The sequence below is a fragment of the Mucilaginibacter sp. P1_D10 genome, from assembly GCF_056406215.1.
This window is the reverse complement of sequence record NZ_JBFUAP010000018.1, coordinates 33,967-57,566: the sequence shown is the minus strand read 5'-3', so window position 1 is coordinate 57,566 and position 23,600 is coordinate 33,967. Positions and strand designations below refer to the sequence as shown.

Genomic DNA, 23,600 nt, shown 5'->3' with positions numbered 1-23,600 from the left:
ACGTTTTACCAGATTTTCCAGGGAGCCTTGTTGGTGTCCCACATTTCATTTAAATCGTGTTTGTCTTTCAGCGTATCCATTGGGCGCCAGAAGCCGTGATGCTTATAGGCATCCATCTGGCGGTCACCAGCTATGCTTTCCATCGGGCTTTTTTCCCATATGGTGCCGTCGCCCTCTTTTATATAATCGAATATGCCCGGCTCGCACACGAAGTAGCCACCATTAATCCAGGAACCATCGCCTTTTGGCTTCTCGAAGAAGGATTGTACCTCGTTGTTGGCATTGATATCCAGCGAACCGAACCTGCCCGATGGCTGTACCGAGGTAACCGTGCAAAGCTTGCCGCCTGCTTGGTGAAACTCTACTAATTCTTTTACGTTGATGTCGCTTACGCCGTCGCCATAGGTAAGCATAAACGGTTCATTGTTTACGAAAGGTTGTATGCGTTTGATGCGCCCGCCGGTCATAGATTCGTTGCCTGTATCTACCAGGGTTATCTTCCATGGCTCGGCCTGCGAATCGTGCACTTTGATAGAATTATCAGCCAAATTGATAGTTACATCCGATTTATGAAGGAAGTAATTGGCAAAATACTCTTTTATCACATAACCTTTATAGCCCAGGCACACGATGAAATCATTGAAGCCATGTGCGGAATATATCTTCATGATATGCCACAGGATAGGCATGCCACCTATCTCTACCATCGGCTTAGGTTTCAGCACCGTTTCTTCAGACAACCTGGTACCTAAGCCGCCCGCTAATAATACAACTTTCATATTTTGTTTTTCGTTAGTCAACTTCAATTACGCAGCCATCTGTAAGCGGGAAACTGCTGCAAAGCAAGCTCTCGCCTGCGCCCAGGCCGTCGGGCAGCTTCTGCACCCCTATCATCTTCACTTCGCCTTTTATTACGCGCCCCTTGCAAACCAGGCAATTGCCCGTTTGGCAAGAATATGGCATATCCAGCAAGGCATCCAGCCCGGCTTCCAATATACTTTTTCCTTTTACTACTTCTACCCCGGTGGTTGTGCCATTAAGCATTACGGATACCGTACGGGTAATGATACTTTCAAAATCTGCAGGATCCCTAATCACCTCAAAATCCTCCGAGTAAACTTTATCCGTACCTATGCCCAAGCCCCTTAAAGCCGCCTTTACAGATTCTTTTAGCCCCGCAGGTCCGCAGATATAATGAATGGTATCGCCCAGGTTACCCTCGTTTTGCATTACTGATAACACCTTTGCCGGGTCTATCCTACCCTGAACCAGATATGGGTTTTCGGGCGAAATTGCCGGCTGCGTATGGAAATGCCACGCCGAAAATGTGCTGCCGAACTGTGTTTTCAGCGCCATTATCTTATCTAAAAAAATCACGCTTTCGGCATTACGATTTCCGTACACTAACGTAACATGGCCAGCCAAGTTTTTATGCAAAGCATATTTTGTTATCGACATGAGCGGGGTAATACCGCTGCCAGCTCCCCAAAGTACGATATGCGTTGCAGGCCTGAGCCCAGTTTCGTTGAGCGTAAAATCGCCCATTGGCTCCATCACTTCAACTATATCGTCAACCTTTACCGTATCTATGATATGGTTTGATACCACGCCGCCTGGCACACGTTTGATGGTGACCTCCAGGTTGGCATCGATCAGTGGTGCCGAGGAAAACGAATAAGGCCTGATGTACCTGCGCCCATTTATCCTGAACATGAGCGTAAGATACTGGCCAGCCATGTATTTAACCTTTTTTAGACCGGGCTGCTTAAAGGCCAGCGTTACCGTGTCTGCGGTTTCTATACGTACGTCTACGACTTTTAAAGTAAAAAAACGCATCCCGTTTATTTAAGCCAATAAATGTTTAAGTATCCTTTTGCAGGCAATCCAGGCTGATGCTAAGAATATGCCGAGTATAAAACCAATTACAATGCCTTTTAGCTTGCTTACCTTGCTTATTGGCAAAGGCAATACAGGTTGGTCTATCACTTGTATCAACGGTGTTTCCTGGCGTAAGGATATTTTCGATATCTCCAGGTTTTTCACTATTTCGCTGTAAATAGCCGAGCTGGCCTGCACATCTACCTGTCTTTTTTGCGATGGCACCCTTAATGACGACATTGCCGGATTTGCGTTAGGCGCGGCATCTACTGCCGAAGCTACGCCGCTTATGGCATAGCCTAATACGTTTTTTACGCTATCTGCCTGTTTCTGCAAAACCTGCACATTTTGATAGCTTTTTTTCGTTTTGGTTTGCGCGTAAAAGTTATTTACGGTTTCTACCAGTTTGGTGTTGAATGCTTTGGAGAAAAGCTCATCGGTGGTGTTTACCTCTACCTTTATAATGGTTAACTTTTTATCCAGTTTGGCAACGCTCAGCATTTTCTCGTTGAATTTGTTGGTGAGATCGGTGATAATGCTATCCTGCTTACGGTTAAAACTATCCGGGTTACCCGTAAATGTGATGTTGCTGATGTTATCGTCTTTCTTCCATTTCTCCTGTAATTTATTGAATGAGATGTACCTATCAATCAATAATTGCTGCTTGCCATCAATAACTACCTGGCTTAGCAGAGTTCTCTCTATCATCAGGCGCGATTTGTATAGCTCTAGGATATTATCACCCTCGAAGATACCGCCGCTACCGCCGCCGCCGATGTCTATACCTGCCAACGATGCCAGGCCGGCGTACTGGCCTAAGCTGCCGCCTTTACTGCCATCCTCTAAAACAAAAGTAGATACGGCTGTGTAGGACGGCTTTTTTACGAATGCATAAGCGAAGCCCAATAATGCAGCAAAAATACCTATGGCCAAAATAACCAGCCACCTTGATTTAAGGTACGTTACCTCTCCTTTTACATAACCAATAAGGTCCTTTAGAGAAATCTCTTTTTCCTGAGCTTCCATTTGTGCCGAAACGGGTTTGTCCTCCATTATTTGCTCAAATTAATAATTGCCAAAATAATGGCCCCCAAAGAAGCTAAACCACTTGTAAGGCCGATAGCCTCGGCAGTAGACAAGCCTTTCCTTTCGGGTTTACGTGTCACGTATATTTCGCTGCCTGCCCTTACCTCGGGGTGCACATTAAAAAACAGGAATTTACCTGTACCCCTAACGGTATGATTGGCATAAACTACATAAGAGCCGCGTTTAGATGCCCTGGACGAATAACCGCCCGCACCTAAAATATAATCGTTAAAAGATTTACCGTTTTCAAAAACTACGGCGCTTGGGTATAGCACTTCGCCATGTACATATACCACCTGCTGCTGTTTGGGTATGCTTATTACATCATTGTTTTGCATAATAAGATCGATATTGCTGCCCGGTGTTTTTAATATCTTACGCAAGTTTATACCGATAAAATTATACCTCAACTCATTGGCATCGGTAGCGGTAGAATCTTTATTAATTTGCTTTAACCTGTTTAGGCGCTGTATGCGCTCTATTTCGATGGCGTTGGTATCAATGCCGTTCTTATCGGTGCCAAAAATGGCCACGTTGTCCCTTTTTAGCGATCCTCCGTCTGCATCGGCAAATGCGGTTAAGCCCCCCGCGCGGGTAATCAGGTCGGATATCTTCTCGTTTTTAAATTTAATAGCGTAGTAACCCGGGTAAAGCACCTCGCCTTCTACTTTTACTATGCTTTGCTTTTCGTATCCGGGCAGGCTGTATATAGATACGATATCAAAAGGCTGTAGCTTAAAGTTAGCACTGCTGTTTTTTAATTGCGGGTCTACGTCAATATTAAAAACTTCTGCCAATATGCTGGTTGTTGAATTTGGGTCGCTGTTGTTGGTACGGCGCGCCACTTCAATACGCCTGGCGCTTGCGCCATCGGCAAAGCCGCCGGCTTTAAGTATCAGGTCTTCAACCGTCATGTTCTCGGCGTAGGGAAATTCGCCCTGGCTGCGCACCTCGCCTTTTATAGTTATCCGATATTCATCGCGCAGATCCAGTATCGACGATATGGTTATCACGTCTTCGCGCTGCAAAATTATGTCTGGCGCGGTTTTATTCAGCACTGCATTTACGTCGAAAGATAACTGCTCCAGGCTGTTATCGGCTTTAAGCCTGGTAATGCTGCCACGGCCACTGAAGGCATCTTCGCGCAGGCCGGCCGCGTTTTTTATCAGTTGCGAAAGCGTCAGCCCTTTTTGCAACTCATACTCTCCGGGGCGGAAAACCGCGCCATTTATGGTAACGCGATTTTCAAACCGATTGAGTATCCGTTCCACAGTAAATTTATCACCGCGCAGCGGGATGTAATTTTTATAATCGGCCTCTACCACATCGGTAATGCGGCGTTGCTGATCGCTAATCTGCGATACTTTTATGCGGGCGGTGTATGCTTCGTTGCTAAAGCCGCCGGCAAAATGCAATACGTCCTGCAAACTCTCCCCTGCCAATACTTCAAATAAAGCCGGATTTTTTACCTCGCCGGCCAGCTGCACGCGGGTACGGTAGGTGGGTACACGTATAATGTCCTGATCTTGCAGGCCAATATTGTCTTTTTGATCGCCTTTTACTAAAAAGTCGTACACATCCAGGCGGCGGATGATGCGGTTATTACGGATAATCTCTATCTGGCGGAACGTGCCGTTCTCGCCGGGGCCGCCTGCCGCATACAAGGCATTGAAAGCTGTTGCCAGCGATGGCAAGGTGTAAGTTCCGGGCTTCACTAGCTCGCCCACTAAAATTACTTTTATGCTACGGATATTTCCCAGGCTCACCTGTACGCTAGTACCGCGCCCAATGGCATAATTACTGGCCGCCAGCTTGCTTTTTATAGATGCGGTTGCCTGTTCTATGGTTTTCCCCGATACGTTGAGGATACCCACACCAGGGATATTGATATTGCCCTCGGGCGATACATCCAACTTCCAGTTAACTAACGAGGCGCCGTAAACGTTAATGATCAGCTGATCGTCGGGCCCTAATATATAGTTAACCGGGGTGGCCAATTTCAGGTTTGGCTCGAAGGTGATATTACTGTTGCGGAACAGGTTGGCACCGAATATTTTTGGTGTGAACAAGCCATAAAGCTTATCGCCGGCAGGGACGTTGTTGGTATCGGGTTGATAGTTGAGGCCACGGGCTACTGATGGCTCCTGGGTGCCGGGTTGAGTGGCACCTGCGGTTTTACGCAGGGCAGCGATGCGGGTTTGCAATAGCTGGCTTTGCGCGGCCGAGAGCCCACGGGCCTGCAAGGTTTGCAGCAAAGCGGCATCAGACAAGCCCGAGGCTTGCGCCTGTTGCAAAGCCTGCCGCAACTGCTCGTCAGACATATCGTTTATGTTCACGCCCGAGAGGTTCTGCGGGATGCTTTGCGCCTTTGCCGGGCTAATGGATGCCAGCCACAATAAGGTAACGAAAAGGATAAAGTAGGGTTTCAATAGATGCATATGTTTCTAAATAACGCTGCGCTTAGCTGTAAACAGGGTTAAATAAGCACTATGGGCGTAGGCAGGGTGCTTAAAGCGATGATTAAACATTTTATCGGCAGAGCTGTTTAAGTGTACAAATATATATTAAATTTTGAAGCTAACTGCAAAAGTTAACGATGCCAAACTTAACCAAAGACACGCCAAATTGTTTGTCGGAAAAATGTTAATTATTGATAATGTGCCAACAAAAATGGCAAACGGTGGTTAAAAGCTTAATTTTGAGCGATGAATTATTTTGAATTTTACAATATTGCCGAAACCTTTAGCCCACCTGCAGCGGCTGTGAAAAAGCAGTTTTATGCTTTCAGCAAAAAATACCATCCCGATTTTTATGCCAACGAAGATGATACCCGCCAGCAGGAAATACTGGAGCTATCTACCTTAAACAATAAGGCCTACCAAACATTTTCCGACCCGAATAAGCTTGCAGAATACATCCTGAAGCTGCACGGATTGGTAAATGAGGGCGCAAAACCGCAGCTGCCTGCAGATTTTTTAATGGAAATGATGGATGTGAACGAACGCCTGATGGAAGTTGACGACGCCCGGCAACTGGCCGAAATAACCGCAGAAGTACTTGCCATACAAGGCGATATGGACGAAGAAATGACGGCAGCTACTGCAGGATACGAAAGCCTGGACGATACCGCCAAGGAAGACAGGCTCAACAAAATCGCAAATATTTACTACAGGCAAAAATATCTGTTGCGAATTAAGGAGAGTTTGAATACATTTGCATCCCGCTTCTGAGCAGTATATGGCCTCAGATAAAAGCATGCCCAGSTGGCGGAATTGGTAGACGCGCTGGTCTCAAACACCTGTGGGAAACCGTGCCGGTTCGACTCCGGCGCTGGGTACATCAAATTGATGTAGAAGGCTGTAAGTTAATCACTTACAGCCTTTTCTTTTTTACTACATATCATGGATCAGTCGAAAAAAAAGCCAGGAAAGCGTAAAGATTATTTGTTTTTTTAGAAACGAATACGCTCAAACCTTGCTAACGACTTGCGAAACCCTTGCACACCCTTAATGCTTGAACACATCCTGAAATACTTTGACATGGTTCATATCGCTCAAACTCCTGCTGGGCTTAATATCCATTTAGACGAAAACAACATCGCTAGCAAAAAAAATATCGCTCCATATAGTTATGAGCATGTAAAGCTTGAATCGAAAGGCACATTTACTAAAAACCAATATCCAATTTTTCTGCTCTATACATCATGGGTCAGCTCGGATCGGACTGCCCCGCCCCTAATGCAGCGGCTTGGAAAAATTCACCCAAAAACAGAAAACCCTCTTTAAATTGCTTTAAAGAGGGTTTTCTTTGTATTGGTATCGCTTTCGTCGGGATGGCAGGATTCGAACCTGCGGCCTCCACATCCCAAATGTGGCGCGATACCGGGCTACGCTACATCCCGTTCCTGATTGGGTGTGCAAAAGTAGGATTTTAAATCAAGTTACAAAACTTTTTTTGAAAGAATTTATAACTGCTATTCTAACAAATTCATTTGCAAAAACTTAGCCGCAAATATTTTTTTTTGATTAGGGCATTAGCTGTAAACGCGCTCAAAATACTATAAATGTACTTTTGCCAGGCCCGGGCTTATTATGTTCGTCCCCATCCAATCCCTAAAAAACCAACCCGCGTGTACTATTCGTGCAGATGTACACGCTTATTGCCGTTGTTGTATCTTTACGTTAAATTGAAATAAAAGGCATTTATTGAACTTTTAAACAAATTTTGCGTATAATTAAACTCTCCCTCAATCACACGAATGCGCATAAAACGTTTAGTAGCCTTGTTAGCCCTCATATACACGCACATAGCACCCGCTCCTGCGCAAAACCTTGGCCAAAAGCTTACTAATGTTTACAGCTCTAACAGCATCTCGCAAAACTCTATCCAATGCATTTACCAGGATAGTTACGGTTTTATATGGTTTGGCACGCAGGATGGGCTTAATAAATACGATGGTTACAAATTCACGGTTTATAAGCACGCTGCCGGCAACCCTAAAAGCCTTGCTGCAAACAATATTTTGTCGGTTTGCGAAGATGCTGAACGCAATATATGGGTAGCAACCCGCATAGGCGGCCTTAGCAAGTACGATAGGGTTAACGATTGGTTTGTTAATTACAAGTACAATGCCGCCAACAAAAGCAGCATTAGCACCAACAACATCACCTGCGTATATAAAGACAGCAAACAACGTATATGGGCCGGCACGCCCGAAGGCCTTAACTTGTACGTTGCCAAAACCAACCAATTTAAACGATATTACCATGTGGCCGGGAATGCAAACAGCCTACCGAGCCAGAATGTATTCGTAGTTTTTGAAGACAGCCATGGAAGGCTGTGGGTGGGGACAGATGGCGGACTGAGCCTGTTCAACAGCCATGATGGTACCTTCAGGAATTTTTTGCACAATAGCCGGATCAAAACAAGCCTCAGTAACAATATCGTAAACTCCATTGCCGAAGATGAACACCACAACCTGTGGGTTGCTACCAACGAGGGCCTCAACCTTTACCATAACGCAGATTCGACCTTCAGCACCTACGATAACGATGGCGACGCACACACCGTAAACGGCAAAAACCCTATCTATGCCATCGCGGCAGACCAACATGGTAAGGTTTGGGTGGGCACCAACACTACCCTGCAATTATTCGATGTTGATAAAAGGGCGTTTATAAATATCAACCAGCCCACTACGGAGGCCAACAATATGCCCGATGATGGCATCTATTCGCTGCTGATAGATAAGCAGAACACCCTATGGATAGGCACCAGCAGCGTTGGCATATTAAAATACGATAAAAACATCAATATTTTCCCTGCCTACAAATCATCGGGCTCCAATAATCCTTCGGTAGGCAATATCATCAGGGGCATTGCAGCAGATAAGCGAAACAATCTGTACATGGCAACAGATGCCGGACTCCATTATTTCGACCGCGCAACCAGCAAATACACGCAATACAGCCACAGTAACGCGGCAAGCAAAACCATTTCCACCAATTATACCTCATGCATACTCATCAACAGGGCTAACACGTCGGTTTGGGTAGGTACCTACAGCGTTGGGCTGGATCGTTTCGACCTTAAAACCAAAACTTTCAAAAACTACAGCATCGGCACAAAACCCGGCAACATGAACAGCCCGGGAATATACGCCATGCTGGAGGATAGGAAAGGGAACATCTGGATTGGCACGGACCATGGCGGGGTAAACGTGTTCGATCCGAAGACGGAGATCTTTAAAAAAATCATCAACGACCCGAAAAACGCCAACTCCCTTGCCGACCCCACCATCGAAGCCTTATATGAAGACAAGGCGGGCGATATTTGGATGGGTGGGTATTCTAACGGCATATCCGTTTACACGCCCGCAACGGGCAAATTCAGGCATATCAACAGCGGCAACAGCGGCCTTAACAGCAATATCATCAGCTACTTTTATGAGGATAGCAAGGGGCATATGTGGATAGGCACTATGGACGGAGGCCTTAATTGCTACGATTACCGCACCAGGCAGATACAAAATTACACTGAAGCGGATGGTTTGGCCAGCAACACCATCAATTACATAGCCGAGGATGGGGCGGGCAACTTATGGCTAAGCAGCCTAAAGGGTGTAACGCGCTTCAATCCTGCGAATAAGACGACAAAGAATTTCGGCGAGCATAACGGCCTCAAAAGCCTCGAGTTCAACTTCGGTAGCGGAACCAAACTGGCTGATGGGCAAATTGCCATGGGTGGGATCAATGGGTTCGTTATTATAGATCCGCGCAAGCTCAATTTCAACCGCAACAAACCTACGGTTGTGCTCAGCGGCTTTGAGCTATTCAATAAACCGGTGCAAATACATGCGGCAGGTTCGCCTATAAAGCAAAGCATTCTTACTGCAAAAGAGGCAATATTATCGTATTCGCAGTCGGTTTTCACCATCGAATTTTCGGCGCTCGATTATACCATTCCGCAGCGGAACCTGTATGCCTATAAATTGGATGGCTTCGACACCGAATGGCGGCAGGTAGAAAACACCCGCAACGCAACCTACACCAACCTGGATCCGGGCAGCTACACTTTCATGGTAAAAGCCGCCAATAACGATGGTGTTTGGAACGATACGCCCACCACGCTTAAAATAGTGATATCGCCCCCCTTTTGGATGACCTGGTGGTTTCGTACAGCAACCGTAACGGTATTTTTAGCCTTGATATACATTGGTTACATTTTGAGGTTCAACTTCATGCAAAAGCAAAAACTGAGGCTGGAGATGCTCGTTAACGATCGTACGGAGCAATTGAGCGAGCAATCGGGACACCTTCAAGCTCTAAACCATGAATTGCAGGTACAGGCCAATGAGCTACAAGCCCAGTCGGAAGAAATGCTGGCACAGTCTGAAGAATTGTACAGGCAAAAAGTACAGGCAGAAAAAGCGCACGAAGAGGCCGACAAAGCCAACATGGCCAAAAGCACCTTTTTGGCTACCATGAGCCATGAGATACGCACGCCTATGAATGGCGTGCTGGGCATGGCCACGCTGTTATCAGAAACCAATCTGGATAGCGAACAGCGCGAGTATAACGATGCGATACTGAACAGTGGGGAATCGTTACTTACGGTAATCAACGATATCCTCGATTTCTCTAAAATAGAATCTGGCCACCTTGACCTGGACGATCACGATTTTGAATTGCGCAAATGCATCGAAGATATCTTTGAGCTTTTCGCCTCTAAAACCGCGCAGATTGGGTTGGATCTGGTTTACCATATTGCAGAAGACGTGCCCGCCTACATCAACTGCGATAGCACCCGGTTACGCCAGATATTGATAAACCTTATAGGCAATGCCATTAAATTTACACACAAGGGCGAGGTATACGTAGATATTACCGCTACGGCGCTGGATAAGGACGCCTACCAGGTTAAATTTGCGGTGAAGGACACCGGCATAGGTATTGCCCAGGAACACTTTGATCATCTGTTTAAGCCCTTTAACCAGGTAGACTCATCCATCACCCGCAAATATGGCGGCAGCGGGCTTGGCCTTGTGATCAGCGAGCGCCTGGTGAAGCTGATGGGAGGCCACATAAAGGCCGAAAGCAAGCAAGGCCATGGCAGTACCTTTACATTTGATATACGCTGCACAAAAGCAATAGCGCGGCTTACCGAAACCGAGGATGAAAACCAAAAGGCTTGCTTTGGCAAACAGGTGCTGATTATAGACGATAACCCTACCAACCTGCGCATCCTGAAAAAACAGTTGGAAAAACTTAAAATGATTGTTGTCGCTATATCTTCGGGCCAGGAGGCACTGAGGATATTGAAAACCGATAATAAGATTGACCTGGTTATCACCGATATGCAAATGCCCGATATGGACGGCGTGCAGCTGGCAACACTCATAAGAGCCATACCGGGCACACAGCCCATCGTTTTGCTAAGCTCTATAGGCAACGAAAGCAAGAAACTGCACCCTACCCTTTTCAACGCCGTACTCACCAAGCCGGTAAAACAGCAGGTTTTGTTTGATGTGGTACAAGCCGAATTAAGGAAAGATACCCTGCAGGTAGTAGAGAAAAAGAAAAACCTGCTATCGGAAAGCTTCGCGCTCGATTATCCATTCAGGATGCTGATTGCAGAAGATAACCTTATGAACCAGAAACTGATTATCAGAATATTGAATAAGCTGGGCTATCAGCCCGATTTGGCGAATGATGGCGAGGAGGTAATGGCCCTGATGAGCAAGAAATATTACGATATTATATTGATGGATGTGCAAATGCCTAATATCGACGGGCTGGAGGCAACCCGCCTCATCCGCAAGATATACGGCCTAAAAACCATGATAATGGCCATGACAGCTAACGCACTTACGGAAGACCGCGACAACTGCTTCAAAGCAGGTATGGATGGCTACATCTCCAAACCCTTAAACGTGGAGCTGCTGATACAAACTTTAAAAGACCTTTACAACAAAGCGAATCATATCAAAGCCTGAAGGCAAAATTAGCAGATTGGGGTTATGCGCTTTGTGCAGTCAGCCAGGCTACATCTTCAAATATTTATCTTTTATCAAAAAATAATGGTGCATTTCGTGCCCGGCTATGTGGTAGGCCAGTGCACGCACGGTAGCATCGTTAAAAGTACCGGTGCCATGCCCCATCCTATCGAAGGCTTCCGCAGGCAGGCCGTTGAATAGCGCAATGGTTGCCTGCCGCACAGCCTCGTATTCTTCGAAGATATTGTCAAGCTCACGCTTATCGGCACCTGAATATTTTGCGTAGCTATCCTGATCGAAACCGATAAGATTTTGCTGTTCGTTACGGGCGAAACGCAGGGCTCGGTAGGCAAAGATGCGCTCATCATCTATAATGTGCACCAGCGTTTCTTTGATGCTCCATTTGCCGGGTGCGTAGCGGTACAGCAAGTGCTCCAGGGGCAGCGAGTATATCAAATCCTTCACGCGGTAAAAGTTATTTTGCAGGTATTTCAGCACCATGCCATCGCTGGGTATCAATTTCATATACATTTCGGCATAAGGCGGGTATTCGCCTGGCTTGGGCGGATGGATGATTCGCATTGGTTTTCAGTAGGTTATTTGCAAGATAGGAAAAAGCGGTTAAGCTTTACAAAAGAAATCTGAATATTATGATGCAGCTGCTTCTCGTCGCATTTTTTATATCTTAGTTCCATAAACCTCATAAACCATGAAAAAAACGTACACCCTTGCTCTTGCCTGCGCATTGTTATGTGCAACCTTAAGCAGCTACGCCCAGTTAACACCACAACCGAGTTCGGCCCAAACCATTCAACAAGGTTTTGGCCTTGGCAAAATCACCTTAACTTACTCACGCCCTAATGTAAAAGGGCGTAAAATATTCGGCGGGATGGAGCCTTATGGTGCTGTATGGCGCACCGGCGCTAATTCGGCAACGGTTATAAAATTTAGCGATGATGTAACATTGGAAGGCAATAAAGTGCCGGCTGGCGAATACGGCCTATTCAGCATCCCGGGTGAAAGTGAGTGGACAATAATTTTAAGCAAACTGCCTAACCAATGGGGCGCATATACTTATAAGCAAGCAGATGATTTTATACGGTTTAAAGTTAAGGCTGAACACCTTTCGGCTTTAACCGAGACCATGACGCTTGCCTTTGTTAACGTATTACCCACTACTGCCGATTTAAAAATGATGTGGGAACGCAGCAGCTTTACCATCCACATGGCTACGGATATCGACGCTAAAGTAATGGCGCGCATAGATTCGGCCATGGCAACTAACAAAAAACCATATTACGAAGCCGAAATTTATTACTACAACAATAATAAAGACTTAACCAAGGCATTGGCATGGGCCACCGAATTCGAGAAAGACAAAGATTTCCCACCGTTTGTGCCTAAATTATGGAAGGCGCGTATACTGTTAAAAAAAGGTGATAAAGCTGCAGCCATTGCAACGGCACAGGAAGGTGTAAAATTAGCAACGGAAGGTAAATCCGATGAATACGTGCGTTTAAATAACGAAGTGATAGCGCAGGCAAAGAAGTAATTAGCTCAACATAATACTCATAAAGTAAAAAGGCTCATCGAAGTTTTCAATGAGCCTTTTTCTTTATGGAATTTTTAACAACTACTTGTTAAAATGCCCGATAATCAAGCTTGCCAGCTCTACCCCTATGCGCTCCTGCGCTTCGTTGGTAGCCGCACCGATGTGCGGGGTTAGCGAAATTTTTGGATGGTCTAAAATCTCTGCACGCGGGTTTGGTTCGTTATCAAATACGTCTAATGCTGCGTATGATACTTGGCCGCTGTTCAATGCTTCAATCAATGCCAATTCATCAATTAAACCACCGCGTGAGATATTAATCAGCTTAACACCTTTTTTCATTTGCGCCAGTTCTTCGGCACCAATAAGGGCTTTATCAATAAATGGTGTATGCAGGGTGATGAAGTCGGCTGTTTTGATGATTTCATCGAGTGTTGATGTTTTAACAGTTACGTTAACCTTGGTGCCGCCGGTACCCAATACAATCTCCACTTCGGGGTTGAAAGGGAAAAGATCGTAAGCAATAACATCCATACCAATGCCGATAGCGATTTTTGCCACCTCGCGGCCTATGCGACCAAAACCTACAATACCCAGGGTTTTGCCACGCAATTCAATGCCTTTAGCATAAGCCTTTTTCAGGTCGTTGAATTTAGCGCCACCTTCAACCGGCATTTTGCGGTTGCTATCGTGCAAAAAGCGTACACCTGTAAACAATTGCGCAACTACTAATTCGGCAACAGACAAAGATGAAGATGCTGGCGTATTGTAAACACCGATACCTTTTTCTTTAGCGTATTCCACGTCGATATTATCAACGCCCACGCCACCGCGGCCAATCAGTTTTAGATTGGGGCAGGCATCTATAAGGGCTTTACGCACTTTAGTGGCGCTACGCACGGTAATCGCATCAAACTCCTGTAAACGCACAGGTAATTCATCCTGCGGGATATTGTTGGTTTCAACAAAAAACCCCGCGTCTTCTAACATTTTTTTGCCTATCGGGTCGATACCGTCATTGGCTAATATTTTGATCATGGTTTTATATCATTGGGTCATTGAGTCATTGAGTCATTGCCATCGAAAATGACCCAATGACTCAATGATTAATGACAGTTCGTTATTTATTCTTTTCAGCAAACTCTTGCATCGCGTCTATCAACACGTAAACGCTGGTGATAGGCAATGCGTTATAAATAGATGCGCGGAAACCGCCTACGCTACGGTGGCCTTTTAGGCCAACGATACCTTTTTCGTCGCAAAGTTTCAGGAAAGGTTTTTCGTGCTCGGGGTTAGCGGCAACAAAGCAAACGTTCATATGCGAGCGGTCTTCTGTAGCGGCAACAGCTTTAAAAAACGGGTTACGGTCTATTTCTTCGTAAAGTACACGCGCTTTGGCGTCGTTCTCTTTTTCTATGGCTTCTACACCGCCTTTAGCTTTCAACCAGTTTAAGGTCAACATCGATACATAGATAGCGAAGCATGGCGGAGTGTTATACATCGAGCCACCTTCTATCTGTACCTGGTAGTTGAACATAGCCGGTATCTTACGGCCGGTTTTGCCAAGCAGGTCATCTTTAACAATTACCAAAGTAACACCGGCAGGGCCCATGTTTTTTTGCGCGCCGGCGTATATCAAACCAAAATCGGCAACGTTTACCTTACGGCTGAAAATATCCGACGACATATCGCAAACAACAGGTATCGGCGATTTAGGGAACTGCTTCAACTGTGTACCGTAGATGGTGTTGTTTGAGGTAATGTGGAAGTAAGCTGCATCGGCAGGTATTTCGTAATCTTTAGGGATGTAGGTAAAGTTGCTTTCTTTCGATGTTGCAACTACCTGTACCTCGCCAAAAAACTTGGCTTCTTTAAGCGCCTTGTTTGCCCAAACGCCTGTTTCCAGGTAGGCTGCCTTGCCACCTTCGGGCAGCAGATTGTAGGGTGCCAAAGCAAACTGTGTGCTGGCACCGCCTTGTAAAAACAATACCGAATACCCTGCAGGAACCTCGAAAAGCTCTTTTACCAGCTTAACAGCTTCGTCCAACACAGCTTCGAACTCCGACGATCGGTGCGAAATTTCGAGCAAAGACAAACCTGTACCGTTAAAATCAATAACTGCTGCTGCAGCCTGTTTTAACACTTCGTGTGGTAATATGCCGGGGCCGGCACCGAAATTGTGTTTCATATTATGAGTTTAATTTATGCTGATGTTTGATTATCAACTTTGTAATTTGAAGTGCCGAAGTTAATAATTCCTACAAAGCCTGTAGACATTTTTTATAATTTTTAGAAATAGTTGACATAAGACAAGTTGGGCAGGCAAATGTTACGCATTAAATGCCAGCCTGTTTAAGCTTAGTAATTGCTTCTGCCTGGTCAGCTGCCGAAAAAACCGAATTGCCGGCAACCAGCACATTTGCGCCCGCTTTAAGTAATTTGGCGGCATTCGTGATATCTACTCCCCCATCAACCTCAATCAGCAATTTGGGGTTGCAGTATTGGCTCAGCTCTTTTACTTCGGCTATTTTGGTATAGCTATGCTGGATAAACTTCTGCGCGCCAAAGCCCGGATTTACACTCATCACCAGCACCATATCCAACTGGGCAATAATATCTTTTAGCAGCATAACGGGGGTATGCGGGTTTATGGCTACCGATGCCTTGCAGCCCAACTCTTTAATGGCCTGCACGGTGCGGTGCAAATGCGGGCAGGCCTCGTAATGTACAGTAATGCTGTACGCCCCTTCCTCTGCGAATGCCTTAAGGTAGCGATCCGGGTCTACAATCATCAGGTGCACGTCGATAGGCTTCGTAGCATATTTTTTCACCGTCTTTAACAAGGGGAAGCCAAACGAGATATTGGGCACAAACATGCCGTCCATCACATCGAAATGCATCCAGTCGGCCTGGCTGTTGTTCATCATTTCAACATCGCGTTGCAGGTTGCCAAAATCGGCAGCCAAAATGGAAGGAGCTATCAGGTGGTTCATGCGGTAAAGATAAAGGGAATGTTTGGTGTTGTAAAGTTGGAAAGTTGACGATTTGTTGAAAGGTTGGAATGTTTTTAGGTTGAAAAGTTATGGCCGCTGGTTTTGGCGGGTGCCATTAAAGTAATCCTCTATCGCATTTAACGCGGTGTTAAGTCCGTCTTCCTGGTTGATGGCCTCCCCTGTTTCGGCTGCGTTGCGTTTTATCTTTTCCGACTGGCTCTGGCTGATAGCCTTGATCAATTTATCTGCCGTCAATTGTTTGAAAGGGATATGGAAACCCAGCTTTTTCTTTTGGATAATATCGCCCCACCACACCTGGTCGCCAAATACAGAGGAGATGATTACGGGGATTTTTGCTTTTAAAACGGCGGCTAATGTGCCCGCCCCGCCATGTATTACGGCTGCTTTGCATTGCGGCAATAGCCATTGGTGGTTGATTTTATCCACCACGAATAAGTTAGGGTGGCTTTGTAGTTTGGGTATTTGCGACCAGCCCTTGCAAAACAAAATGCGCAGGTTAGTGGATTGGGTTATCTCCTGCAATATCGCCGTTATCTTATCCACATCAGGCACAGGCATGCTGCCGAAACCCATGTACACGGGCTTGTCAGGATGGTGAAGCCAATCCTCCAATCCGGCTGGCAGTGTTTCGCCTTTATTTGCTTCGCGGATTTTTGGCGGCAGGGTAAGAAAACCTGTGATGCGGGTATTGCTGTTCCAATCGGCAGGTTGGCGTATCAGTTGCGGGCTAAAAGCATAAAGATCGAGATGATTTGCGGCTGCGTCGTTTTTCATATTAGCCGTAGTTACAGCAGCCAGCCCCAACGAGGCGCGGAATTTATTCAATGCGTCCTTATTGAATTGCCAGTAAACTTTGCCAAGCAGCCAGTAAATAAACCAGTTATAAGGCCCCCAATTAATGAATGCCAGCTCCGCAAATGGAAACTCCTTTGTTGGTGCCGATGGTGGGTTAAGCTGTACCAGGCCCCATTCTTTACCAAGTTTTTCGGCAATGGTGCGTACCCATATCACAGCCAGCACGCTCGAAATCAAAACATCGGCCTTGGCGCAGCCTGTTAATAAATCCTGGTTTACGATAGGCTGTATCTCGCGGCCGGCCTTTTGCATATACTTCAGGATAGCTACGATGTTGCCGGTCTTTAACACGCGCTGCCCTTCTTCGGATTGGAGGATAGCCTCCGCATCGCCGTGGAGGGGATAAAAATGAACGCCATAACTTTCTACGAAATCCCTGAAGTTTTCTGGAGCCAGTACGGTGACCCGGTTTCCCCTATCCATCAGCCCCAAAGCTAGTGCGATATAGGGTTGTACATCGCCCCTTGTGCCGTAGGTACATATTGCGTAGTGCATAGTTGCGGTTATTGAAAGGTTTTAAGGTTGAAAGGTTAAAAGTAGTTATTTTCTTCTTCCGTCCCATAAATGGGACGGCAATGAAGGTGGGGTGCTGGAAATTAATAGGCAATAATATCTTCAGAAACCCACCTTCATTGCCGTCGGTTTCAACCGACCGACTGGTTGGTAACAGGCGGTATTATTATAATACCATCTCTGGTATCTCGCCGTCAATCACCAATTTCCCCGCAGTAGCTTTGATAATGTCTTCCACGCTTACGCCGGGGGCTCTTTCGAGCAGTTTAAAGCCTCCTTCGGGCAAAACATCAAGCACAGCCAGTTCGGTTACTATTTTTTTCACGCAGTTTACACCGGTTAAGGGCAGGGTGCAGTTTGGTAATAATTTCGATTCGCCTGCTTTGTTTACATGCTGCATGGCCACGATGATATTTTCGGCAGATGCTACAAGGTCCATAGCGCCGCCCATGCCTTTCACCATTTTGCCGGGAATTTTCCAGTTGGCAATGTCGCCGTTTTCTGATACTTCCATCGCACCCAATATGGTAAGGTTAACCTTTTTCGAGCGTATCATCCCAAAGCTCATCGCCGAATCGAACACGGCCGAGCCGGGCAGCATGGTAATAGTTTGCTTGCCCGCGTTAATTACGTCGGGGTCTTCCTCGCCTTCCCAAGGGAATGGCCCCATGCCCAGCAACCCGTTTTCCGACTGCAGTACCACGTCGATATTCTCCGGGATATAATTGGCCACCAACGTAGGTATGCCAATGCCCAGGTTTACGTAGTAACCGTCTTTTATCTCTTTTGCAATGCGTTTCGCTATTCCTGTTTTATCAAGCATCATGTTATTCCTTATTTGTCAGTGCGAGGAGCAGTCGTATGAGGTTGCTGCGCTATCGCTCGCAATGACATCGTTTATTATCAATTATCGCGTTTACGAACCGTCCTTTGCTCAATTCGCTTTTCGTAATCCGTTCCCTGGAAAATCCTGTGCACATATATACCCGGTGTATGGATATGATCGGGGTCCAATTCTCCCGGCTCTACCAGTTCTTCTACTTCGGCAATGGTGATTTTGCCTGCCATAGCCATTACAGGGTTAAAGTTGCGGGCGGTTGAACGGTACACCAGGTTGCCCATCCTATCACCTTTCCAGGCTTTTACGATGGCGAAATCGGCGTCGAAGGCCATCTCCAACAGGTAATCTTTGCCGTTAAAATTCCGTATCTCTTTGCCTATAGCTACCTCGGTGCCAATGCCTGCGGGGGTAAAAATAGCGGGCATGCCGTAGCCCGCTGCCATGCAGCGCGTAGCTAAAGTGCCTTGCGGGATTAGCTCTACCTCCAGTTCGCCGCTGAGCAGCTGTTGTTCGAATATGGCGTTCTCGCCTACGTAAGAGGATATCATTTTTTTTACCTGGCGCTGGTGCAGCAGCAAGCCTATGCCAAAATCGTCCACCCCGGCATTGTTGGATATGCAGGTAAGATTTTTTACGCCTTTTTTCACGAGGGCTAGAATGCATTTTTCGGGCAGGCCGCACATGCCGAAACCGCCGAGCATCAGCGTGTGGCCGTCTTCAATATCGCGGATGGCCTCATCGGCACCGCTCACAATTTTATTCATGGTAAATAATTGGTTGGGGCAAACTTAGATATTTTAGTTCATGGTTCATAGATGATAGTTCGTGGAAGGATTTGTAAAGTAGTAGAATTGAGTGAACACGAATTTGATTTGGATGCTTTTGAATTGACCGGGCGGACGAAGCTAAAAACTCGTGAAATTCGATTTAATCCGAAAAAATTCGTTTTCACTCAATTTTCACTAACCCGTTGCAGTGCCTCCGTTCCCTTTGCGCCTCTTTTGCGGCCACTGTGTTTAAATAAGGAGTGCCCGATCAGCAAAAGGTTGGCGGGTAAGTTAATTGCGCGGATGGAAATCGGTAATTACAGTTTTGAGGTATTGCCTATCCAGATGCGTGTAAATCTCCGTAGTGGTAATGCTTTCGTGGCCCAGCATTTCCTGCACGGCGCGCAGGTCGGCTCCGCGCTCAACCAGATGCGTGGCAAACGAATGGCGGAAGGTGTGTGGGCTGATGGTTTTCTTTAAGCCGATGGATGCCGCCAATTCTTTTATCATCATGAATACATAAACGCGACTCAGCCGTTTGCCGCGGCGGTTTAGGAACACCATATCCTCCTCTCCCTTTTTTATGGGCATATGCACACGAATAAGTTCATTCCAAATTTTCAGGGCGCGGATGGCTTCGCCACCTATTGGTACCAGCCGCTCCTTGCTACCTTTACCCGTTACTTTTATAAATTCTATCTCGGGATGAAGGTTCGACAGCCTCAGTTCGGTAAGTTCTGATACGCGCAGGCCGCAACCGTAAAGCACCTCCAGTATAGCCTTGTTGCGCGGCCCCTCGGGTTTAGAAAGGTCGATAGCGTCAATCATCAGGTTTATTTCTTCCAGGCTGAGGGTATCTGGGAGCTTGCGCCTAATACGTGGTGTCTCCAGCAATTCAGATGGATTGGCTTTGATATAGTCCTCCATCAACAGGTATTTATAAAAGGCTTTAATGCCCGAAATAATACGTGCCTGACTGGATGGAATCATGCCCAGCTCGTTCACCCAGGCAATAAATCCGCGCAAATCGTGTAAAGAAAAATCTTTAGGTATTTTTTTTACCTCCTCTAAATCAGCATATTGATATAGTTTACCTAAATCATCTATATAAGCTTCTATAGAATTGGCCGATAAGCTTCGCTCGAGCTTCAGATAAGCCTTAAATCCTTTTATTGCGGTGGCCCGGTCCAATAGATTTTAGTTTTGATGATTTATGCCTAAGTTTGAAACAAATGAATATACAAATTATAAACGGCCCAAATTTAAACCTGCTTGGCGTACGCGAAAAATCTATTTACGGCAGCGCCAGCTTTGAGGATTATTTAACCGAATTGCAAAAACATTTTACAAACATCAACATAAGTTATTACCAAAGTAACGTAGAGGGCGAAATTATCAACAAACTGCATGAGGTTGGTTTTACTGCCGATGGCATCGTGATTAATGCAGGGGCTTATACCCATACCTCCATCGCCATTGCCGATGCCATTGCAGCCATCACTACACCGGTGATAGAAGTGCACATCTCCAACGTTTACAAGCGCGAAGAATTCAGGCACACCTCTATGCTGGCCAGCAATTGCCGCGGCGTTATAGCCGGCTTCGGCATGCACTCCTACCGGCTGGCTATTGAGAGTATGCTACTGGCTTAAGCTCAAATAATTAAAACGTTTTGGCCTGGTTGGTGTTACCACATTGCGTATGCTTAGCCCTTCCCATGAACAAAGTCCTCAAAATAGCCGCTTTCCTCCTATTCATATTTACGTTATTTACAGGGAGTGGTTTTGCTCAGCAGTCCTCCAAAAAAGGCAGGAAGCTGAGCGTCCGTGATTCACTACGCCAATCTATCCTAAGGCGCGATTCGATGATGCGGAGCTTCAAAAAGTCCGACACATCTGTAAATACCTTACTGCAAAAGATAGAGTACTATACGTCCGCTTTCAACCAGATAAAAACCAGCCTGTCTAGGAATATAGATACGGTTGACATCAGCCAAAAACTACCGTCGTTCGAAAGGCGGGTAACACTGATAAAAACGCTAATAGACAACGACCGCAGCAGCACCCTGCGCTACCTGTACGCCATACGCGACATACTTACACGCAGCGACGACCAGTTGGATACCTGGCAGGAACGCCTTACCGATATCAATGCCAAACTGGTACAAAACCAAAACGAACTCGCGTTGATGGCTAAAGACTCCTCATTGAAGATAATGCCGGCAGATAGCGGTTTGGCCACTTCTTTCCTGAAACAAAAAATAGCCATTGATGGCAAGCATAAAAAGCTGGATGCCACCAATAAAACGCTGCTACTTAAAATAGGTTTGCTGCAAAACCGTACCGCATCGGTGTACATAGCGTTGATAGACCTGCGCGACCAGATAGATCTGAAGATAAGGGAGTTTAGTATCTCCGCCCTGTCTGACGAGAACAATAGTATTTGGGAGATGGACCGGAACACCGAGAGCACCTTTAAAACTGCGCTCACTAAAACGGTGAATATGAATATGCGCCTACTCGGGTTTTTTATCGCCCGCGACCCATTTATCCATTTTGCCGGCGTGCTGATTTTGGTACTGTTTTACATTTGGATATACACCAACCGCCGCAAATTGCTAAGGATAAAAGAATCGCCGCATACGATTTTGGCGCACGCTAAGTACGCATCGATCTACCCTATCGCTTCGGCCTTGATAGTGGCTTTTGCCATCGTACCCAATTTTTATGACCATCCACCAGTAGTAGTGCTGGAGATTTTTTTCACCGTATTAACCGGTTCAATTCTTTACCTGGTGAAAAAAACCTGTCCGCAACAGCTATTCAGGTATTTAGCTATATTATTCTGCCTTACAGTAATTTATAGTTTCAGCAACTTGTTTGTAGAAGTGAGCAATACCGATAGGGTTATTGTATTGCTGTTGGCATTGGCCACTACATTCGTAACGCAGCAGTTTTACCGTATCGTGAAAAAAGCACCCGAAGATTACCTGCCTTATACCCATATTATCCTGCGCATATTTACTATCCTGCTTGTATCATCGGCATTGTGCAATATTTTCGGGCGGGTTACTCTTTCAAAAATCCTGGGCGTAACCGCGGTTTATAATCTTTGGCTGGCCCTCGGCATGTATTACCTGGTGCAAATTATTATGCAGAGCCTTTTCCTGCAGCTGGAAGCAAATAAAAACAGCAATAGCCTCAGCTCGTTTATAGATTTCAAAATGCTGCAAACTAAATTCCGCAGTATTTTAACTGTACTAGCCGGCCTGCTTTGGTTAATTATGCTTACGCAAAACCTCAGTGTGGAAGATGCCGTCTTCACGTACATCAAAAACTTTTTAACCCAAAGCCGCAGCCTTGGCGGCACCAATACCCAATTTACATTCCAGAGTATCATCGTGTTTATTGCCGTGCTATGGTTATCTTCCGTAGTGGCCAAAATAATCAGCTATTTGTACGATGTGGCCGGCAAAAGCGGTACCGACATCGACATCCTGAAAAAGAAAAACCGCACCTCTACCCTGCTCATCAAACTGGCAGTATTTGCCGTGGGCTTTTTACTTGCCATCACCGCCTCAGGGTTTCCGCTGGATAAAATAACCATTATCATCAGTGCTTTCGGAATCGGTATCGGCTTTGGCTTGCAAAACATTGTGAACAACCTGGTATCGGGATTGATACTGGCCTTCGAGAAGCCTATACAAATTGGCGACATCATTGAAGTGGATGGGCGTAGCGGCACCATTATGGAAATCGGTATCCGCAGCAGTAAAATTGCCACCAGCGATGGTGCGGAAGTAATTATCCCAAATGGCGACCTGATATCGCACCATGTGATTAACTGGACGTTGAGCAACAGCAACCGCCGCATCGAACTCATCATCGGCGTGGCCTATGGTTCGGATATTGAGAAAGTAAAAAATACCCTTACCAATTTACTTTGCAACCGGACAGACATTATGGACGACCCAGCTCCACTGGTTTTCGTGCATAATTTAAACGAAAGTTCGGTAGATTTCCGATTGCTGTTTTGGGCGGCTGATATTACCACCTGGCTATCGCTTAAGAGCCACATCCTGACCGACATTTACACAACATTTGCCAGGGAAGGTATAGAGATACCTTTCCCTCAGCGGGATTTGCACCTGAAAACGGGCGATATAACTGCGGAAATTGCGAAAAAAAACACCAATCCCCCGGGTGGGGAGGCTAAAGCTTCCGATACGGACGTAACGGATACCATCGCCCCGGCAAGCTAAGAGAACTTAATAGCATGAACAATGATTTTTATGATGCGGGGTTTGTTAAAAAAAGGCAACACGATGTCTTTAATCTTCCAAATCAATATTTATAAAAAAATATCGCGTTTAAATAAAAAAGTACCTCATCATGCTTTTCGCTGCGATAAGATTAACCGGCACAGCCAGTGCCCGGCAAGACTTTGCTAAGGTAGATGCCTCTATGCTGGCCAGCTGTTGCCGCGGCGTTATAGCGGGTTTCGGCATGCATTCCTACCGCCTGGCTATCGAGAGTTTTTTGATATAGGCCAAAACTTCGCCCCCGCTTTTTTCAGCCTCGCCTTTTATTTTGCTGGCACACCT

The 23,600-nt window shown here is 46.0% G+C and carries 19 protein-coding genes and 2 tRNA genes; 8 read left to right on the top strand and 13 right to left on the bottom strand.

The window, feature by feature from the left end; all coding sequences use genetic code 11:
• Nucleotides 1-5: 5 nt before the first annotated feature.
• Genes rfbF through AC1DYT_RS22595 form a run of 4 tightly spaced genes read right to left on the bottom strand, consistent with a single transcriptional unit; the run spans nt 6 to nt 5,402 of the window.
• Nucleotides 6-779 carry a glucose-1-phosphate cytidylyltransferase gene (rfbF, locus tag AC1DYT_RS22610; protein ID WP_477471782.1) on the bottom strand — a complete coding sequence of 258 codons (774 nt, stop codon included), beginning with the start codon at nt 777-779 and terminating at the stop codon, nt 6-8.
• A gap of 13 nt (nt 780-792) precedes the next feature.
• The gene (locus AC1DYT_RS22605; RefSeq protein WP_477471781.1) at nt 793-1,836 is read right to left on the bottom strand and encodes an FAD-binding oxidoreductase; all 1,044 of its coding nucleotides are present in this window, start codon (nt 1,834-1,836) and stop codon (nt 793-795) included.
• Between the two features lie 9 nt (nt 1,837-1,845).
• Nucleotides 1,846-2,931: a Wzz/FepE/Etk N-terminal domain-containing protein gene (locus AC1DYT_RS22600; protein WP_477471780.1), complete on the bottom strand. Its 1,086-nt coding sequence runs from the start codon at nt 2,929-2,931 to the stop codon at nt 1,846-1,848.
• Nucleotides 2,931-5,402, bottom strand: a complete 2,472-nt coding sequence (locus tag AC1DYT_RS22595) for an SLBB domain-containing protein (RefSeq protein WP_477471779.1) — start codon at nt 5,400-5,402, stop codon at nt 2,931-2,933. Before AC1DYT_RS22595 ends, AC1DYT_RS22600 begins: the two co-directional genes overlap by 1 nt.
• Nucleotides 5,403-5,669: 267 nt before the next feature.
• On the opposite strand from AC1DYT_RS22595, the gene hscB reads away from it, so the two are divergent.
• The 3 genes from hscB to AC1DYT_RS22580 all read left to right on the top strand — a co-directional run bounded on the left by hscB (nt 5,670) and on the right by AC1DYT_RS22580 (nt 6,749).
• On the top strand, nt 5,670-6,194 hold the full coding sequence (gene hscB / locus AC1DYT_RS22590; RefSeq protein WP_477471778.1) for a Fe-S protein assembly co-chaperone HscB: 525 nt from the start codon (nt 5,670-5,672) through the stop codon (nt 6,192-6,194).
• A gap of 27 nt (nt 6,195-6,221) precedes the next feature.
• Nucleotides 6,222-6,301, top strand: a tRNA-Leu gene (locus AC1DYT_RS22585).
• A gap of 172 nt (nt 6,302-6,473) precedes the next feature.
• Nucleotides 6,474-6,749 (top strand): hypothetical protein, encoded by a 276-nt coding sequence (locus AC1DYT_RS22580; RefSeq protein ID WP_477471777.1) that lies wholly within the window; start codon nt 6,474-6,476, stop codon nt 6,747-6,749.
• 42 nt (nt 6,750-6,791) lie between these two features.
• Here the strand turns inward: AC1DYT_RS22580 and AC1DYT_RS22575 are convergent.
• Nucleotides 6,792-6,865: transfer RNA gene (locus tag AC1DYT_RS22575), tRNA-Pro, on the bottom strand.
• 357 nt (nt 6,866-7,222) lie between these two features.
• Between AC1DYT_RS22575 and AC1DYT_RS22570 the strand changes: the two genes are divergently transcribed.
• Nucleotides 7,223-11,458, top strand: coding sequence for a hybrid sensor histidine kinase/response regulator (locus AC1DYT_RS22570; RefSeq protein ID WP_477471776.1), 4,236 nt, complete (start codon nt 7,223-7,225; stop codon nt 11,456-11,458).
• 48 nt (nt 11,459-11,506) lie between these two features.
• Here AC1DYT_RS22570 and AC1DYT_RS22565 read toward each other — a convergent pair whose 3' ends face one another.
• Nucleotides 11,507-12,040, bottom strand: coding sequence for a DinB family protein (locus tag AC1DYT_RS22565; RefSeq protein ID WP_477471775.1), 534 nt, complete (start codon nt 12,038-12,040; stop codon nt 11,507-11,509).
• A gap of 127 nt (nt 12,041-12,167) precedes the next feature.
• On the opposite strand from AC1DYT_RS22565, the gene AC1DYT_RS22560 reads away from it, so the two are divergent.
• Nucleotides 12,168-13,010 (top strand): DUF2911 domain-containing protein, encoded by an 843-nt coding sequence (locus AC1DYT_RS22560; protein WP_477471774.1) that lies wholly within the window; start codon nt 12,168-12,170, stop codon nt 13,008-13,010.
• Between the two features lie 81 nt (nt 13,011-13,091).
• Here the strand turns inward: AC1DYT_RS22560 and AC1DYT_RS22555 are convergent, their stop codons facing one another.
• From AC1DYT_RS22555 to xerD, 7 genes are all read right to left on the bottom strand, one after another.
• Entirely contained in the window at nt 13,092-14,045 is a 954-nt protein-coding gene (locus tag AC1DYT_RS22555; RefSeq protein WP_477471773.1) for a D-2-hydroxyacid dehydrogenase, read from the bottom strand.
• An 82-nt stretch (nt 14,046-14,127) separates the two neighbouring features.
• Nucleotides 14,128-15,195, bottom strand: coding sequence for a 3-phosphoserine/phosphohydroxythreonine transaminase (gene serC / locus AC1DYT_RS22550; protein WP_477471772.1), 1,068 nt, complete (start codon nt 15,193-15,195; stop codon nt 14,128-14,130).
• Nucleotides 15,196-15,343: 148 nt separating this feature from the next.
• The gene (gene rpe, locus AC1DYT_RS22545; protein ID WP_477471771.1) at nt 15,344-16,000 is read right to left on the bottom strand and encodes a ribulose-phosphate 3-epimerase; all 657 of its coding nucleotides are present in this window, start codon (nt 15,998-16,000) and stop codon (nt 15,344-15,346) included.
• A gap of 87 nt (nt 16,001-16,087) precedes the next feature.
• Complete coding sequence (locus AC1DYT_RS22540; protein WP_477471770.1) at nt 16,088-17,371, bottom strand: glycosyltransferase; 1,284 nt, start codon at nt 17,369-17,371, stop codon at nt 16,088-16,090.
• Nucleotides 17,372-17,555: 184 nt separating this feature from the next.
• A complete protein-coding gene (locus AC1DYT_RS22535) occupies nt 17,556-18,212 on the bottom strand; it encodes a 3-oxoacid CoA-transferase subunit B (RefSeq protein ID WP_477458283.1) in 657 nt (218 codons plus the stop codon).
• A gap of 80 nt (nt 18,213-18,292) precedes the next feature.
• Nucleotides 18,293-18,994: a CoA transferase subunit A gene (locus AC1DYT_RS22530; protein ID WP_477471769.1), complete on the bottom strand. Its 702-nt coding sequence runs from the start codon at nt 18,992-18,994 to the stop codon at nt 18,293-18,295.
• Nucleotides 18,995-19,288: 294 nt separating this feature from the next.
• Complete coding sequence (xerD, locus tag AC1DYT_RS22525; protein ID WP_477471768.1) at nt 19,289-20,188, bottom strand: site-specific tyrosine recombinase XerD; 900 nt, start codon at nt 20,186-20,188, stop codon at nt 19,289-19,291.
• 41 nt (nt 20,189-20,229) lie between these two features.
• On the opposite strand from xerD, the gene aroQ reads away from it, so the two are divergent.
• From aroQ to AC1DYT_RS22510, 3 genes are all read left to right on the top strand, one after another.
• Nucleotides 20,230-20,649 (top strand): type II 3-dehydroquinate dehydratase, encoded by a 420-nt coding sequence (aroQ, locus tag AC1DYT_RS22520; RefSeq protein ID WP_477458279.1) that lies wholly within the window; start codon nt 20,230-20,232, stop codon nt 20,647-20,649.
• Nucleotides 20,650-20,714: 65 nt separating this feature from the next.
• Nucleotides 20,715-23,258 carry a mechanosensitive ion channel family protein gene (locus AC1DYT_RS22515; protein ID WP_477471767.1) on the top strand — a complete coding sequence of 848 codons (2,544 nt, stop codon included), beginning with the start codon at nt 20,715-20,717 and terminating at the stop codon, nt 23,256-23,258.
• Nucleotides 23,259-23,388: 130 nt separating this feature from the next.
• Nucleotides 23,389-23,544 (top strand): type II 3-dehydroquinate dehydratase, encoded by a 156-nt coding sequence (locus AC1DYT_RS22510; RefSeq protein WP_477471766.1) that lies wholly within the window; start codon nt 23,389-23,391, stop codon nt 23,542-23,544.
• The last annotated feature ends 56 nt before the right edge of the window (nt 23,545-23,600 follow it).